Origin of the sequence: Nonomuraea aurantiaca (genome assembly GCF_020215705.1) — a bacterium.
GTDB classification, from domain to species: Bacteria; Actinomycetota; Actinomycetes; order Streptosporangiales; family Streptosporangiaceae; genus Nonomuraea; species Nonomuraea aurantiaca.
In genome coordinates, this window is record NZ_JAIWNB010000042.1 from 10,416 (window position 1) to 25,168 (window position 14,753).

Sequence of the window (14,753 nt, forward strand, 5' to 3'; positions counted from 1 at the left end):
GCCTTACGACGCTGAACCCTTAAAGGAAATCCGTGACTCAAAGAGGTGATCTCCAGCGCCACGATCGGCTTGAGGTTCTTACAGGGTGCGAACGTCAGCCCCCGCCTCCTTCGGCGGACCGGTTCCGATGATTACTGTCGGTCAGGTGAAGGTGATGGTCACCGGTTCGGCCGGTTTCATTGGAAGTCATGTGGTCGCCTCGTTCGAGGCGGCCGGGCATGACGTGTCGGGACTCGATCTGCGCGACGGGGCTGATCTTCGCGACCCGGACACCCTGGATCTGCTGCTGCCCGGTGTGGATCTGGTCGTGCACCAGGCGGCCAAGGTCGGGCTCGGCGTGGACGTGGCCGACCTGCCGGACTACGCCTCGGTCAACGTGTACGGCACCGCCGTGCTGCTGGCCGCGATGGCCAGGCATCACGTCGGACGGCTGGTGCTGGCCTCCTCGATGGTGGTCTACGGCGAGGGTGCCTACGACTGCGCCGAACACGGCCGGGTCAGGCCCGGCCCGCGCTCGACGGCGGACCTGGAGCGGGGGCGGTTCGACCCGTCCTGTCCCGTCTGCGGTGAGGTGGTGCGCTCGGCCGTGATCGGGGAGGACGCACCGATGGACCCGCGCAACGCCTACGCCACGACCAAGCTGGCCCAGGAACACCTGGCCGCGAACTGGGCGAGAGAGACCGGCGGGAGCGTGGTGGCGCTGAGATATCACAACGTGTACGGGCCGCGGATGCCGCGCGACACCCCCTACGCCGGGGTCGCCGCCATCTTCAGGTCGGCGCTGGAAGCCGGACGGGCGCCCCGGGTATTCGAGGACGGCCGTCAGATGCGCGATTTCGTGCACGTGCGCGACGTGGCGCGGGCGAACCTGGCGGCCGCCGAGGCCGAACCGGCCGCGGGCGGCCTGGTCGCGTACAACATCGCCAGCGGTGTCCCACACTCCGTCGGGCAGATGGCCGCCGCCCTCGCGGCGGAGTGCGGTGGCCCCGAGCCCGTCGTCACCGGCGAATACCGGCTGGGCGACGTCCGGCACATCGTCGCCGCGCCCGGCCGGGCCCGCGCCGAGCTCGGTTTCGAGGCCGAGATCGGCTTCGAGACCGGCATGAAGGAGTTCGCCACCGCCGCTCTGGGGACGCCATGACCCGCTCTGAGGACGCCACGACAACGACCATCGATGTAGTGCTGCCCTGCCTGAACGAGGAAGCCGCCCTCGCCTGGGTGCTTGAACGGATGCCGCCGGGCTACCGCCCGATCGTGGCCGACAACGGCTCCACCGACTCCTCGGCGAAGATCGCCGCGGAGCTGGGCGCCCTGGTGGTGAGCGAGCCGCGGCGCGGGTTCGGGGCGGCCTGCCATGCGGGGCTGCTGGCCGCCACGTCCGAGCTGGTGTGCTTCATGGACGCCGACGCCTCCCTCGATCCGCGGCAGCTGCCCGAAGTCGTCGCCCCGGTCCTGGGCGGGAAGAGCGATCTGGTGCTCGGCAGGAGGGTGCGCCGGCCTGGCGCGTCGTGGCCATTGCACGCCAGGCTGGGCAACGCGGTGCTGGCCGCGAAGCTGCGCCGCCGTACCGGTGCGGCCCTGCACGACCTGGGGCCGATGCGGGCCTGCCGCCGGGCCGAACTCCTCGCGCTCGGGCTGCGGGACCGCAGGTTCGGCTACCCGCTGGAGATGGTGCTGCGGGCGGCGGGCGCCGGGTGGCGGATCGCCGAGGTCGACATCGACTACCTGGCCCGTCGCGGGCGGTCGAAGGTCACTGGGACCGTTCGCGGGACCGTTCGGGCGATCTCCGATATGCGAGCCGTCCTGCGAGACGGATGACGGCGGCGACGAGCCCGGTCCCGGCCAGGACGATCAGCAGGTTGAGCGCGTAGTCGTGCGGCAGGATCGACGGGTTGTCCGCCCGCCTGCCCAGCGCCAAGACCGTCGGCAGAGTCGCGAGCGTCACCAGCCCCGCCACGATCAGCCATGCCCTCAGCGCCGCGCCGGCCCTGGCCACGAGTACGCCGGCGAGCAGCACCGCGGGCACCAGCACGGCGTCGTGCGCGATCAGGACGCCGCCGAACCACAACGCCCAGCCGGGCGGGTCGCTGTCCATGAGCAGCCCGGCGAAGCCGAGCGCCACCAGGGCGCCGCCGAAAGCGTAGCCGAGCCACCTCATGACACCCTCACCTTCGTGACCCATTTGGTCTGCATGACTCCGGGCCGGTTCGGCGCGATCAGCCGGACCGGGTAGCCGTGGTCGGCGTCCAGGGTCCGGCCGTTGATCTTCAGTGCGAGCAGGGTCAGCGGATCGTTCCAGTGCGGTGGCCGGATCTCGCTGCCGCGGTAGTAGCCGCTCTGTTCGAGTGACTCGACCGTCAGGAACGCCTCGGGGGAGCCCCCTGCCTGGGCGATCAGGTCGCGCAGCCGGATTCCGGTCCATTCGCACTCCACGCTCCAGCCCTCCACGCACGAGATGGGCAGGCTGACCGTGTGCTGCGGCAGTCGTACCAGATCGGCGTAGGTGAGGGAGAGCGGCGTGCGGACGGCGCCCGTCACGACCAGCCGGTAGCCCGGGTCGCCGATAATGCCGGCGATGCCGGCGGCGAGCGCGGACCTGTTCACGGGCACACCCTGGGAGCCGATGCGCGGGTTGCGCGGCGCCAGTACGGCCAGCCGTCCCAGCGGGGCGACGGTCTCGCCCGCGGTGACCAGGGCGGCCACGCCGCAGGCGGCGGCGATCGTGTACAGGAAGCGACGGCGGTCAGGGTCCTGAACCCTGGTCCACAGGTGCCGCCGGAGCTTGGCCCACTCGTTGACGATGTGGACGACGAGCGCGCCGTAGACGATGAAAGCCGTCCAGTAGTGCGCCTGGATGAATCCGAACGGCCAGGCGTAGTCGTAGGCGATGTTCATCAGCCCGGTGACGAGCTGGAACAGCGCCCCAGCCACGAGCAGCAGGACGAACAGCCGCTCGGCCGCGTGGCCCGCCGAGCGCAGCGGCGGCCACTGCCACAACTTCGGGTAGACGGCCCACAGTTTCGCCAGGAGCAGCGGCACCGTGGCGATGCCGCCGATGACGTGCAGGCCCTGCGTGACGCGGTACAGGTTGACCGGCCGCGACGGCCACAGCAGCCAGGCGGGGGGATGCTGGGTGAAGTGGCTGAACAGCCCCGTCGCGAAGGCGAGCGTGAAGCTGATCCCCAGCCACATGCCCAGCCTGGCCGACACCTGCTCCGACCTCAGGCGGCTGGTGAACCTGGCCGAGAGCGTCTGGATGAACATCATCGTGCTCCTGCCTCCTCGAGGGTGCCGGCCGCACGCCTCTGCCGTACGGCCCAGCCCACGACGACCCCCACCGTGGCCAGGGCATAGGCCAGGGTGGACGGGCCGAACAGGTAGGCGACCGCGCCGGCCAGCGCCACGCCCAGCCACTCCCATCGCCCGTCCATGGCGGCCAGCGCGACGACCAGGAGCGCGTACCAGGAGTAGGCCGGGGTGAGCAGCAGCAGGAGCGATCCGCTGACCACCAGCGCTCCCGCCCACGGGCGGTCCGGGTCGCCATGGCGTAGCACCAGCCAGATCACCAGCCCCAGGACGGCGATGGCGGCGAACGGCGTCCAAGAATCCGGCATGACCAGCCGCAACACCCCGTAGCGCGCTCTCGCCGACGGCGCCTCGTAGCCTTCCTCCTGGAGGTAGCCGAACAGGTAGCCCAGCACGGAAGCCCGCGAGGCGAGCACGTACGGCAGGTAGGCCAGCACGACGACGGCCCCGGCGGGCAGCACGACGGCCAGGACACGCCGCCAGGCGACCCCGTCGCGCAACACCCCGGACAGCGCGCCGGGAAGCGTGACGGCCGGCAGCAGTTTGGCCGCGATCCCGGCGCCGAGCAGCGCTCCTCTGCCCCGGACCACGCAGAAGGCGAGCACCACCAGCAGCACGCCCAGCATGTCGATGTGCGCGTTGTTGACCGCCTCCGCGGGCACGGCCGGGCACCACGCCCAGCACGCCGCCTGCCTGACGCCGATCCATCGCAGCAGTGCCAGCAGCACCGCGATCGCCATCAGCGCGCCACCCACCTGGTACGGCTTGTTCCGCGCCCCATCCGGCGACAACCAGTGCACCAGCCGGAAATAGCCCTCGGCCAGCGGCGGGTAGATGGTGTGCACGAGCGGCCTGTTGATACGCGTGCAGGCCCCCTCCGCCACGTGGGCGAGGTCGGGCCCCGTGCAGTCATCAGGGAAGAGCCAGTCATCGCGCAGCGGGCCGAGCGCCGGATCGGCGGGCGCGTAGTCGTACGGTGAGTGCCCGGCTGCCTGCACCCGGCCGTCCCACGCGTACCGGAAGGAGTCGGTGCTCGTACTCGGCGGCGCGATCAGGCCGGTGGCGGTCACCACGATCCCGCCCGCCACGACCAGCACGGTCAGCTCCCGCTTCGGCACCTTGCGCGCCCACCAGAAGGCGGCCGCGAACAACCCCCATGCCAGCAGGTACCAGCCGAGCAGGCCGGGCCTGCCCAACGCCATCCGGATCAGGACGAGCACCAGGGCGACAAGCGTCGCGCCGGCGAACACCGTGTATCTGCTCACGAACCGAGCGTGTCACCCTCGGCCTGTTTTGGACCGTCGCCACGGCCACCCGTAACAACCCCGTAAGGGACAGCGTAAGAGACGGCCACCCGTAACAATCCCGTAAGGGTCGCCCCAGGTCACCGGCCCTACTGTCGGACCATGAAGATCACTCCAGGGGCGGCGCAGCTCGTGGTCATCGCCAAGGAACCCGTCGCGGGCCGGGTCAAGACCCGCCTGACGCCACCGTTCACGCCGAACCAGGCGGCCCGCCTGGCCGAGGCCTCGCTGGAAGACAGCCTGACCACCGTGGCACGGGCGCCCGCCACCCAACGCGTCCTGGCCCTGGACGGACTGCCCGGCAGCTGGCTGCCCGACGGCTTCGTGGTCATCCCGCAGCGCGGGAACGGCCTGGACGAGCGCCTGGCCGCCGCCTTCGCCGATACCTACCGGCTGCGCCCCGAGCCGGTCGTGCTCATCGGCATGGACACCCCGCAGGTCAGCCCCGCCCTGCTGGACGCGGCCACCAGCGCCCTGGTCGAGCACGACGCGGTCTACGGCCCGGCGGCCGACGGCGGCTTCTGGCTGCTCGGCCTGCGGCGGCCCGATCCGCGCCTGCTCCTCGGGGTGCCCATGTCCCAGCCGTACACCGGCCGCGCCCAGCTCGACCGGCTCGCCGAAGCCGGCCTGAGCGTCCGGCACCTGCCCGAGCTGACCGACATCGACACCGCGGCCGACGCCTTCCACGTCGCCGCCGAAGCTCCAGGCTCCCGCTTCGCGGCGACACTGGCCGAGGTGGCGCCGTCGGCCCGGCTGACACCGCTGGCTGAGGTCCAGCTGACTCCGCCGGCCAGGGTTGGACCGCCGGCCGAGGCGGGTGCGCGCCGATGATGGGCGAGATCTACGCCGAGGCACTGTCCGGCGCCACCGTCGAGGTCGAGCACGCCGACGGGACATGTCGCCCGCTGAACGTGGCCAGCTGGTTCGAGCCGATCGACGGGGACGAGGCGATGCTGAGCCGGTGCACGGGCCCCACACTCGACATCGGATCGGGCCCCGGCCGGCTGACCGTCGCGTTGAGCCATCGGGGCGTACACGCTCTCGGCATCGACATCGCGCCGCGCGCCGTACACCTGACCCGGCGAGCGGGCGGCTACGCGCTGCTCCGGAGCGTCTTCGACGTGATCCCCAGGACCGGAAGCTGGCAGACCGCGTTGCTCGCCGACGGCAACATCGGCATCGGCGGACATCCACGTGTCCTGCTGCGCCGGGTGCGCGAGCTGGTACGGCCGGGCGGCGAGGTCGTCACCGAGGTCGAACCGCCGGGCGTGACCAGCCGGGTCGACCGCGTCCGCCTGCGCCGTGCCGATATCGCGGGCGACTGGTTCGCCTGGGCCGTGGTGTCGGCCGACGACATCGGCCGGCTCGCCGAATCCAGCGGCTTCGACCTCGCCGAGAGCTGGCAGGAGCAGGGCCGCTGGTTCGCGGCCCTGCACCCAGCACGCCCACTGGGGTGACCAGCTGAACCGATCGGCACCTGCGGTGTCGGGGCGATCCACGCGTGCGGGCTGTCAGGCTCGGCGGGCGTGGGAGGCGAGCCGGTCGGCGAGCGCGACGACGAGGTCGCGTAGTTCGTCGGGACGCTCGATGACGAACGGCCGGTCGAGCGCGGCGAGCAGCGCGGGCAACCAGTCGAGCCGTTCGGCCCGTAGCTCGATGCGCAGCCAACGCTCGGCCGCCGGATCCTGGCCCGTGGTGGGGGAGGTCTCCGCCACGCGCGCGAGGCTCGCGGGCAGGTGAACACGGATCTGCTCGACCGTCCCGTATATCCGCAAGGTCACCTCGTACCGGTAGGAGGCGGTGGCGAACCCGGACAAGACACGCTGCGCCGGGTCCGGTCCGGCGGGTACTTCGAAGGAGCCGGGCAGGGTTCTGGCGTCCGTGATGCGGTCGAGGCGGAAGGTCCGGTTCTCGTCGATCGAGGGGTCCGCGCCGGTGACGTACCAGCGGCCCGAGTGGTTGACGATCCCGTACGGGTGCAGCGTGCGGTCGCTGCGCCGGCCGTCCCGATCGGTGTACCTGATCGAGACGGGACGGCGGTGGCGTACCGCGTCGGCGATGGTGAGCAGGGTTCCGGCGTCCGGGGTGGCCGGCTCGCCGGCCGGCTTGGTGAAGGCGAGGGATTCCAGGACCGTGTCGAGCCCGCGGGTGAGGCGTTCGGGAAGCACCCGCCGGATCTTGGCCGCCGCCGTCTCGCTCGCGGTGCCGGTCGCCGTCGCCAACCCCGTACGCCGGCCGGCGACCAGGCCGAGCAGCACGGCCAGCGCCTCGTCGTCGTCGAGCATGAGCGGCGGCAGCCGGTAGCCGCGGCCGAGACGGTAGCCGCCGTAGCGGCCTCGCACCGCCTCGACGGGTACGCCGAGGTCGACGAGCTGGTCGACGTACCGCCGCACGGTGCGGCCGTCGACGCCGAGCCGGTCGGCCAGTTCGGCCATCGTCCGGGTGCCGCCCGACTGCAGCAGTTCCAGAAGGGTGAGCACGCGGCCGGTAGGACGGGACATGGGTCCGAGCCTACGGCTGATACTGGACCGATTCTGTCCAGTATTGCCCCTAACGTACGAAGCGCCAAGGCTTAACAATTCTGGAGGAACGCCATGAACTTCGTTTCGCTCCGCATCATCACCGGTGATGTCGCTCGCCTCGTCGAGTTCTACGAGAAGGTCACCGGGGTGCCGGCGGTCTGGTCCACGGAGGACTTCGCCGAGCTCAAGACCTCCCGCGCCACGCTGGCGATCGCCGGCACCCGCACGGTTCCGCTGTTCGCACCCGGGTCCGCCCGGCTGGCCGACAACCACAGCGTGATCATCGAGTTCCTGGTCGACGACGTGGACCGGGTGCATCAGAACCTGACCGGCTTCGTCACCGACGTCGTCACCGAGCCCACCACGATGCCCTGGGGCAACCGGTCGCTGCTGTTCCGCGACCCCGACGGCAACCTCGTCAACTTCTTCACCCCGGTCACCGCCGCCGCCGTCGCCAGGTTGGGTCATCACATGGCGTAGGCCTTGGTGACAGAGATCCTGGTGTCGCCGAGGAACAGCCAGTCCGGTGGGGCGATGAAGCCGGGAAGCGTGGACATCTCGCTGGGATTCCGGCTCACATCGGTGACCCGCAGCCGGATCTTGTCCCCGGGCGCCTGTACGGTCAGGGACGCCTCGACTCCCGCCGGTCCCGGGGCGTGGAAGACGAAGCCCGCCGGATCGGTCGTTATGGAGCGGCCCTCGACGGTCAGCGAACGCAGCGTCGCGGTGCCCCCGTCCACCCGCAGGCCGATCGTGTCCGCTCCGCGCTCGGAGTGGATCCGGACGCGCAGGGTTCGCACGCCCTGCTGGGTCGTGTCCGCGAGCACCCGCAGCGAGGGCGCCGGCAGCGCGGCGGCCTTCGCCGGGCTGAGGAGCTTGGACCCGCCCCACAGCTCCGCGAGCGGCCGGCCGGTCGCGACGGTCCCGCCATAGCGGCGGGCCCACTGGTCGGGCGCTTTCGAGGTCAGCCAGACGGCCTTGCCGGTGTCCGTGTCGAGGCCGTACGCCAGGCTGGTTCGCCGCGGGTGCTCCTTGTCGATCGGCTCGACCAGCAGCCCCGCCGCCACCAGGGCGATGGAGACGACCAGCGCGGTCAGCGGGATCAGCGGGGACCGCCTGCGCGGCCAGACCACCTCGATCAGCGGCAGCAGGAGGCCGCCGAACAGGATCATCAGCGGCATGGGGGCGTAGCCCGCGTACTGCAGGCCGGTCGCCAGGGTGTTCCACGCGCTGGGCAGCAGGATCAGGGCGCCCGGTACGAGAGCGGCGGCGAGAACGAGGACGCGCCACCGCGGCGGGCAGCGGAGTGCGGCCAGCCCGCCCAGCGCCGCCCCCAAGGCGGGCCACGCGGCGAGGTGCGAGGCGCCGGGCGACACGATGCCGAGTCCGAGACCGATCAGGGCCGCCCAGGTCAGCATGCCCAGCGCCAGCTCGGCGGGGCCGACGCGACGGCGCAGCAGCGCGTACCACGCGATGAGGATCGTGCCCGCGAGCATCAGCACGGCGAGCCACAACAGCTCCGGGCGATACGGCGTCGTGGTGGCGGTTCCGCTGAGTTCGGGGCGGATCGCCTTGAGCAGGTCCCAGAAGAAGACACCGACGCCCACCCCGAGCGCGATCGGGATCAGGGCGAGCGCGGTGCCGAGGAGCGTGCGCCGCAACGTGACCACGCCCCGGCGGCGGGCCAGGAAGATCAGTGCCAGCGCCGCCAGCAGGGCGACGCCGCCCAGCACGGAGGCCGCCCAGGTCGGATAGCGAACCAGCAGGCCGGGCGGGACGTTGAAGTAGACCAGGTCGTTCCCGGTGGTCAGCCGCGCCAGGTCGGTGCCGCCGAACGCGCGCACGAGCGCCAGCGTGTTGTCGCCCATCTGCTGCAGCGCCGCGAGATCGACGTGCGCGGGGTCGTCGAGCACGCTGTGGTACAGGGTCCCCGCGTTGGCGTAGGCGGAGTCCAGCACGGCCATCCCGCCGGGTTTGAAGGCGGTGAAGTCGGTGTCGTTGTTGAGCAGTTTCATGAGCTCGGAGTACACGGAGTCGGCCACGGGCATGGGCGCCGCCGATCCGAACATGGAGATCAGGCCGGAGTTCGACTCCGTGCTCCGGAACATCAGCACCGGCCCCTTGGCCCCGCGCGCCTCGTTGTTGAGCACCACGCTCCGCCCCCGTGCGAGCGGGTGGGCTTTGACGAACGCCTCCGAACCCAGGAGGCCGGCCTCCTCGGCGTCGGTGATGAGGAACACGACGTCGTTGCGCAGCCGGGTGCCGTCCGCGATCAGTGCCCTGGCCGTCTCGATCGCGCTCGCGGTACCGGCCCCGTCGTCGTTCGCGCCCGGTCCCTCGGGGACCGAGTCGTAGTGAGCGGTGACGAAGACCCGGCCTGTGGGAGCGGTCCCGGGTATCACGGTGACGATGTTGAAGACGCGCCCGGCGGTGATCGGGTCGCCCCGCTCGTCGATGGGTGAGACGCCCACCGCCTCCTGCACCTCGGGCCGCAGGCCCAGCCGCCGCAACTCGCCGACCAGGTAGTCGCGGACCCGGGTGTGCTCGGCCGTGCCGACGGGGTGGGGTTTGACGGCGAAGCGCTCGACCTGGGTGAAGGCCCGCTGCGCGCTGAACTCCCGGTCGGGGGCGGTGGCCGGGCTCACGGCGGTGGGGGTGGTGTCCCAGATCGCGCCGACGGCGATCAGCAGGAGCACGCCCAGGGCCAGAAGTCCGGCAGCGAGTGAGCGCCGTCTCGATACGTGCTCGTCCGCCTGCTCGTCCGCGGCCACTGATGTCATCGGTCACTCCTTGTCGCGTCGGTCATGGCAACGGGGGTCACCGCGACGGAGTATTGCAGAAGAAATGCTGCAGCGAAAATTCTGCAATGTGGGGACGAGGGGTTGTAGGCTCACAACGTGGCGAACAGACCGTCGATCCGGCAGCTCAGTGATCCAGGTGCGCACAAGGCGCTCGGCCATCCGCTGCGACAGCGGATCCTGCGGCATCTCGGCATCCACGGCCCGGCCACGTCCACCACGCTCGGCCGGGCGCTCGGTGAGAACACCGGGACGCTCAGCTATCACCTGCGCCAGCTTGAGCGCAACGGGTTCATCGAGGAGATCCCGGAGCGGTCGAACGGAAAGGAGCGCTGGTGGCGGCAGATCAGCGCCGACCTGAGGTGGCCCCCGCCGGGTGAGATGGACGAGGAGTCGCAGAAGCTCCTCGACGAGATCACCGAGTTCAAGGTCGACCAGGAGCTGGAACTCGCCCGGCGCTTCTTCAGGGACCATCGGCGCTATGGCGAGTGGGCGAGGGCGTCCCGCGGGCTCACTCACCTGACCCGGGAGGAACTCGACGAGTTCTTCGAGGCGTACATGGAACTGCTGTCCAGATTCGGCCGCGCGCAGGAGGACGCGTCGCCGGGAGCGCGGCCGGTGTTCCTGAGATTCTTCACGATGCCCGCCTCCGAGGACCCGCCGTCCTGACAGCCGGTCTCGGAAGCATGGGCGCCCCCAAACGCCGAAGACCGTACGGTCAGCGCGGGGTGGCGGGCCCGACCGAACCTCGGACCACGATGTGGGTGCCCAGGACGACGTGCTGGGGTTGCCGGCGGTCGAGCGCGAGCCTGACCGCGGTCCTGCCCAGCTCCTCGGTGGGGATGCGGACAGTGGTGAGGCCGGGGGAGAGGTCGGCGGCGAACGGGATGTCGTCGTAGCCGGCCAGCGACACGTCTTCGGGCACGCGTAGTCCGGCCTCGCGCAGTGCGGCTAGCACGCCGATGGCGACCATGTCGGTGGCGGCGAAGACGGCGGTGAACCGGGCGCCGAGGGTGATCAGCCGGCGGGCGGCGGTGTGCCCGTCGGCGCGGCCGAAGCCGGCCGGGACGATCAGGTCCGGGTCGTAGGGCACCCCGAACGACTCGTGGGCCCGGACGAATCCGCGCACCCGGTCGAGCTTGGTCGTGCTCGCCTGGCCGGGATGGTCGGCGCCGATCAGGGCGATATTCCGGTGTCCCTGCGAGAGCAGGTGGCTGGTCATGGCGTAGGCGCCGCCCTCGTTGTCGTACTCGACCACGGTGGTGGGCACGTCGTCGCCCAGCGGCGGCCGTCCGCACAGCACGAGCCGGGAGCCGGCCTTGTCCAGGGCGTGGGCGAAGTGGGACATGCGTTCGCGGTAGGCGTCGTCCAGCGCGCCGCCGCCGACCAGGATGACCGCGTCGGCGCGCTGCTCGCGCATGGCCTCGACCACGGCCAGCTCCCGGGCGGGGTCGCCGTTCGTGGCGCACACCATGCACAGGCGGCCCTCGGCGGTGGCCTGCTGCTCCACGCCCTTGGCGACGTAGGCGAAGGACGGGCCGGTGACGTCGTCCAGCACGAACGCCACCATCTTGGTGCTGGCCCCGGACAGGGCGCGGGCGTGCACGTTGAGCACGTAGTCCAGCTCTCGCATGGCCCGCAGCACCCGTGTCCTGGTGGACTGGGCGACCGGGTAGTCCCCCTTGATCACCCGGGACACCGTGGAGGGGGAGACCCCGGCCCGGGCGGCCACGTCGCGGACGGTGGCCCGATCGGCGTTCATCAAGCCACCCGGTCCAGGTCGTCAGCGGTGACCCGGTGCGTCAGAGGCTGTCCCGCGGTCAGGCGTTCGAGCTCGTCCAGGACCAAGGTCCCCATCCGGGCCACCTCGTTGCCGTGCGAGCCGGCGATGTGGGGAGTGAGAAAGGCGTTGGGCAGGTCGAACAGGGGCGAGCCGGGCGGCAGCGGCTCGGGCTCGGTGACGTCGAGGATCGCCGACAGCCGCCCGGACTTCAGCTCGGCGACCAGCGCGTCGGTGTCGACCAGCGATCCACGGGCGGTGTTGATCAGCACCGCGCCGTCCGGCATCAGGGCCAGCCGGGTGCGATCCAGCATGTGCCGGGTCTCGGGGGTGGCGGGCGCGTGCAGGCTGACGATGTCGCTGCGGCGCAGCACCTCTTCGAGCGAGGCTCGCCGCACTCCTGGGACCCGGGTGTACGGGTCGTACAGGCACAGATCCAGATCGTACGGCGCCAGCAGCTCGATCACCCGGCGCCCGATTTGCGAGGCGCCCACGATGCCGACCCGGCGGCCGTTGTTGCCGACCAGCGGCTCGATCTTGGCCAGGGTGAAGCCGCGTTCGCGCCGGTAGCGCTCGCCCAGAGCGAAGACCCCCTTGCCCGCCAACAAGATCGTGCCGACAGTGTACTCCGCGACCGGGACGGCGTTGGCCGCGGCGGCCGAGGAGACCAGCAGGCCGCGTTCCCAGCAGACGGGGGCGACCAGGCCTTTCACCGAGCCGGCGGCGTGCAGCACGGCCCGCAGGCGGGGGGCGGCGGCCAGCACCGCCTCGTCGAGCGGCGGGCAGCCCCAGCCGGTGATGAGGATCTCGGTATCGGCCAGGTTCAGCCGCGGATCGTCGAAGCGCTCGGCGACCAGTGTCACGTCGATGTCGGCCAGCGTGTCCAGCCGCCGCAGCAAGGGCGCGGGGAAGAGCAGTGCGAGGTGTTCCTCGCGCATGGCGAACAGCGCCTTCGGGCGTGGGGACACGGGGGAAGCCCTCCATTCGGTAGACATCGGTTTCTACGCTAGAGGCAGGGGTCCTTCCGGTCAACGGACGACGTTGCGGCAGGGTAGGGACCCATTTGTAACGTATTCGTAACGCGACCTTGTAGGCAGACGTCACTCAGTCGTAGCGTTCGCAGCGACCGGTTTCTATCGCACTTCGAGAGTCAGCTGCTGCCCCTCAGACGGGACCTAGGTGATGAGCACGCTACAGACGAGGCATGAGTCTCGGACGAGTCCGCCTTCCGGGCCGCTCGCCCGCAAACGCCGTACACGTGGCAAGGTGACGGCCCGGACGAGTTGGTCGGTCGGGCTGCTCGCGCTGCCGGCGGTCGTCTTCTTCCTGGTCTTCAACTACCTGCCGATGGCCGGGCTGGTGGTGGCGTTCAAGGAGTTCGACGTCAACCTGGGGATCTTCGGCAGCCCGTGGAACGGGTTGGCGAACTTCGTCTACTTCCTGGAGTCGGGGGACGCGGCGCGGATCCTGTTCAACACGCTCTTCCTCAACGTGCTGTTCCTGGGCGCGACGCTCGCCGCCGGGATCCTTCTGGCGATCATGCTGAACGAGATCCGCGGCACCTTCTTCAAGCGGGCCTCCCAGTCCGTAGTCTTCTTCCCCTACTTCGTTTCGCCGGTCGTGATCAGCATCATCCTGCAGGTCCTGCTCGCCGGGGCCTCCGGCGGGGGTGGGGCGGTCAACGACGCCATGACCGGCTTCGGACTGCCCACAGTGGACTGGTACAACGAGCCGGGGCCGTGGCCGTGGATCCTCACCGTGGTGAAGGTCTGGCAGCTCGGCGGCTACCTCAGCGTCATCTTCCTGGCCGCGATCACCGGCATCCCCGAGGAGGTCTACGAGGCCGGGATGATCGACGGAGCCTCCCGGGCCCAGATGGCCTGGCGCATCACCTTGCCGCTGCTCAAGCCCACCGCCGCGGTGCTGCTGGTCCTGGGGGTCGGCCGGATCTTCTACGGCGACTTCGGCACCATCTACGCGATCATCGGCGACAACGGCACGCTGTTCGAGAACACCGACGTCATCGACACCTTCGTCTTCCGCGCCCTGCGTCAGCTCGGCGACTTCGGCACCACCGCCGCGGTCGGCCTGTTCCAGTCGGTCGTCGGCTTCATCCTCGTGGTGATCGCGGTGCTGATCCAGCGCAAGTACTCCAAGGAGACCAGCATCCTATGAGCGGCAGAAAGCTGGAACCGTTCACCGTCTTCAGCATCATCGGCGTCGGCCTGGCCGTGCTGTGCTGCGCCGTCCCCTTCTGGATGATCATCTCGGGATCGTTCACCAGCGAGTCCGCGCTGGCCACGACCGGATACAGCCTTTTCCCGGTCGATTTCGATCTCACCGCCTACAAAATGATCTTCACGGGTCCCGCGGTGCTGGACGCCTACCTCGCCAGTGTCTTCATCACCGTTGTGGGCACGGCGCTGTCCCTGGCGGTGACCTCGAGCCTGAGCTGGGTGATCGCCCGCCGGGTGCCCGGCGTCAGCCGGCCGCTGACCGTCTTCTCCTACCTGCCGATGCTGTTCTCCGGCGGCCTCGTCCCCCTCTACCTGCTGGTCACGCAGTATCTGCACCTGCAGAACAGCTACTTCTCGGTCATCCTGCCGTTGCTGGTCATGCCGTTCCTGGTCTTCGTCCAGGTCAGCGCCTTCCGTCAGCTGCCGGAGTCGATCTTCGAATCGGCCAAGATCGACGGCGCGGGCGAGCTGCGCATGTTCTTCACGATCGCGTTGCCGCTGTCCAAGCCGATCCTGGCCGTCGTGGGCCTGTTCTACGCCGTGCACTACTGGAACGACTGGTTCATGGCGCTGCTGTTCATCGACGACGTGCACAAGTTCCCGCTCCCGCTGGTGCTGCAGAACCTCATCTCCAACATCTCGTTCACGCAGATGCTGCCGCAGCTGGCCGAGACGGCCACTCCCGTCTACCAGCTCCGGCTGGCCCTGACCACTGTCGCCATCGGGCCGATCCTGCTCGCGTACCCCTTCGCCCAGCGCTACTTCGTCAAGGGCATCACCCTTGGCGCCACCAAGGGCTGATTCCC

The 14,753-nt window shown here is 70.3% G+C and carries 15 protein-coding genes; 8 read left to right on the forward strand and 7 right to left on the reverse strand.

Translation table 11 applies throughout. From position 1 onward, the window contains the following. Positions 1–145: 145 nt before the first annotated feature. Both LDL49_RS50840 and LDL49_RS50845 read left to right on the forward strand, forming a co-directional pair. A complete protein-coding gene (locus LDL49_RS50840) occupies positions 146–1,141 on the forward strand; it encodes an NAD-dependent epimerase/dehydratase family protein (RefSeq protein WP_372470707.1) in 996 nt (331 codons plus the stop codon). Continuing rightward, positions 1,138–1,818: a glycosyltransferase family 2 protein gene (locus LDL49_RS50845; protein ID WP_225302170.1), complete on the forward strand. Its 681-nt coding sequence runs from the start codon at positions 1,138–1,140 to the stop codon at positions 1,816–1,818. The genes LDL49_RS50840 and LDL49_RS50845 overlap by 4 nt, the downstream gene beginning before the upstream one ends. On the opposite strand, the gene LDL49_RS50850 is transcribed toward LDL49_RS50845, so the two are convergent. Genes LDL49_RS50850 through LDL49_RS50860 form a run of 3 tightly spaced genes read right to left on the reverse strand, consistent with a single transcriptional unit; the run spans position 1,751 to position 4,571 of the window. Continuing rightward, positions 1,751–2,158, reverse strand: a complete 408-nt coding sequence (locus LDL49_RS50850) for a hypothetical protein (protein ID WP_225302171.1) — start codon at positions 2,156–2,158, stop codon at positions 1,751–1,753. The genes LDL49_RS50845 and LDL49_RS50850 overlap by 68 nt on opposite strands. Next, entirely contained in the window at positions 2,155–3,267 is a 1,113-nt protein-coding gene (locus LDL49_RS50855; protein WP_225302172.1) for a molybdopterin-dependent oxidoreductase, read from the reverse strand. The genes LDL49_RS50850 and LDL49_RS50855 overlap by 4 nt, the downstream gene beginning before the upstream one ends. Further along, positions 3,264–4,571, reverse strand: coding sequence for a hypothetical protein (locus LDL49_RS50860; RefSeq protein WP_225302173.1), 1,308 nt, complete (start codon positions 4,569–4,571; stop codon positions 3,264–3,266). Before LDL49_RS50860 ends, LDL49_RS50855 begins: the two co-directional genes overlap by 4 nt. A gap of 141 nt (positions 4,572–4,712) precedes the next feature. Here LDL49_RS50860 and LDL49_RS50865 point away from each other — a divergent pair, with 141 nt between their 5' ends. Further along, complete coding sequence (locus LDL49_RS50865) at positions 4,713–5,441, forward strand: TIGR04282 family arsenosugar biosynthesis glycosyltransferase (protein WP_225302174.1); 729 nt, start codon at positions 4,713–4,715, stop codon at positions 5,439–5,441. Next, complete coding sequence (locus tag LDL49_RS50870) at positions 5,438–6,067, forward strand: class I SAM-dependent methyltransferase (RefSeq protein ID WP_225302175.1); 630 nt, start codon at positions 5,438–5,440, stop codon at positions 6,065–6,067. Before LDL49_RS50865 ends, LDL49_RS50870 begins: the two co-directional genes overlap by 4 nt. Positions 6,068–6,121: 54 nt before the next feature. On the opposite strand, the gene LDL49_RS50875 is transcribed toward LDL49_RS50870, so the two are convergent. Next, positions 6,122–7,111, reverse strand: coding sequence for a helix-turn-helix transcriptional regulator (locus tag LDL49_RS50875; protein ID WP_225302176.1), 990 nt, complete (start codon positions 7,109–7,111; stop codon positions 6,122–6,124). 93 nt (positions 7,112–7,204) lie between these two features. Between LDL49_RS50875 and LDL49_RS50880 the strand changes: the two genes are divergently transcribed. After that, a complete protein-coding gene (locus LDL49_RS50880; protein ID WP_225302177.1) occupies positions 7,205–7,612 on the forward strand; it encodes a VOC family protein in 408 nt (135 codons plus the stop codon). Here LDL49_RS50880 and LDL49_RS50885 read toward each other — a convergent pair. Then, complete coding sequence (locus LDL49_RS50885) at positions 7,600–9,912, reverse strand: M20/M25/M40 family metallo-hydrolase (RefSeq protein ID WP_225302178.1); 2,313 nt, start codon at positions 9,910–9,912, stop codon at positions 7,600–7,602. The two genes, LDL49_RS50880 and LDL49_RS50885, sit on opposite strands and share 13 nt — an antisense overlap. 117 nt (positions 9,913–10,029) lie before the next feature. Between LDL49_RS50885 and LDL49_RS50890 the strand changes: the two genes are divergently transcribed. Then, entirely contained in the window at positions 10,030–10,599 is a 570-nt protein-coding gene (locus tag LDL49_RS50890; protein ID WP_225302179.1) for an ArsR/SmtB family transcription factor, read from the forward strand. A gap of 49 nt (positions 10,600–10,648) precedes the next feature. Here LDL49_RS50890 and LDL49_RS50895 read toward each other — a convergent pair whose 3' ends face one another. Then, positions 10,649–11,692, reverse strand: coding sequence for a LacI family DNA-binding transcriptional regulator (locus tag LDL49_RS50895; RefSeq protein ID WP_225302180.1), 1,044 nt, complete (start codon positions 11,690–11,692; stop codon positions 10,649–10,651). Then, the gene (locus tag LDL49_RS50900; protein WP_225302181.1) at positions 11,692–12,678 is read right to left on the reverse strand and encodes a hydroxyacid dehydrogenase; all 987 of its coding nucleotides are present in this window, start codon (positions 12,676–12,678) and stop codon (positions 11,692–11,694) included. Before LDL49_RS50900 ends, LDL49_RS50895 begins: the two co-directional genes overlap by 1 nt. A 298-nt stretch (positions 12,679–12,976) precedes the next feature. On the opposite strand from LDL49_RS50900, the gene LDL49_RS50905 reads away from it, so the two are divergent. Both LDL49_RS50905 and LDL49_RS50910 read left to right on the forward strand, forming a co-directional pair. Next, a complete protein-coding gene (locus LDL49_RS50905) occupies positions 12,977–13,885 on the forward strand; it encodes an ABC transporter permease (RefSeq protein WP_225302182.1) in 909 nt (302 codons plus the stop codon). Continuing rightward, positions 13,882–14,748, forward strand: a complete 867-nt coding sequence (locus LDL49_RS50910; RefSeq protein ID WP_225302183.1) for a carbohydrate ABC transporter permease — start codon at positions 13,882–13,884, stop codon at positions 14,746–14,748. The genes LDL49_RS50905 and LDL49_RS50910 overlap by 4 nt, the downstream gene beginning before the upstream one ends. The last annotated feature ends 5 nt before the right edge of the window (positions 14,749–14,753 follow it).

Bases quoted from the DNA above. Each gene is read 5' to 3' on its own strand.
- LDL49_RS50865 (WP_225302174.1), top strand. From the start codon at position 4,713: ATGAAGATCACTCCAGGGGCGGCGCAGCTCGTGGTCATCGCCAAGGAA.
- LDL49_RS50910 (WP_225302183.1), top strand. From the start codon at position 13,882: ATGAGCGGCAGAAAGCTGGAACCGTTCACCGTCTTCAGCATCATCGGC.
- LDL49_RS50850 (WP_225302171.1), bottom strand. From the start codon at position 2,158: ATGAGGTGGCTCGGCTACGCTTTCGGCGGCGCCCTGGTGGCGCTCGGC.
- LDL49_RS50885 (WP_225302178.1), bottom strand. From the start codon at position 9,912: ATGACATCAGTGGCCGCGGACGAGCAGGCGGACGAGCACGTATCGAGA.
- LDL49_RS50895 (WP_225302180.1), bottom strand. From the start codon at position 11,692: ATGAACGCCGATCGGGCCACCGTCCGCGACGTGGCCGCCCGGGCCGGG.
- LDL49_RS50880 (WP_225302177.1), top strand. From the start codon at position 7,205: ATGAACTTCGTTTCGCTCCGCATCATCACCGGTGATGTCGCTCGCCTC.
- LDL49_RS50855 (WP_225302172.1), bottom strand. From the start codon at position 3,267: ATGATGTTCATCCAGACGCTCTCGGCCAGGTTCACCAGCCGCCTGAGG.
- LDL49_RS50845 (WP_225302170.1), top strand. From the start codon at position 1,138: ATGACCCGCTCTGAGGACGCCACGACAACGACCATCGATGTAGTGCTG.
- LDL49_RS50870 (WP_225302175.1), top strand. From the start codon at position 5,438: ATGATGGGCGAGATCTACGCCGAGGCACTGTCCGGCGCCACCGTCGAG.
- LDL49_RS50875 (WP_225302176.1), bottom strand. From the start codon at position 7,111: ATGTCCCGTCCTACCGGCCGCGTGCTCACCCTTCTGGAACTGCTGCAG.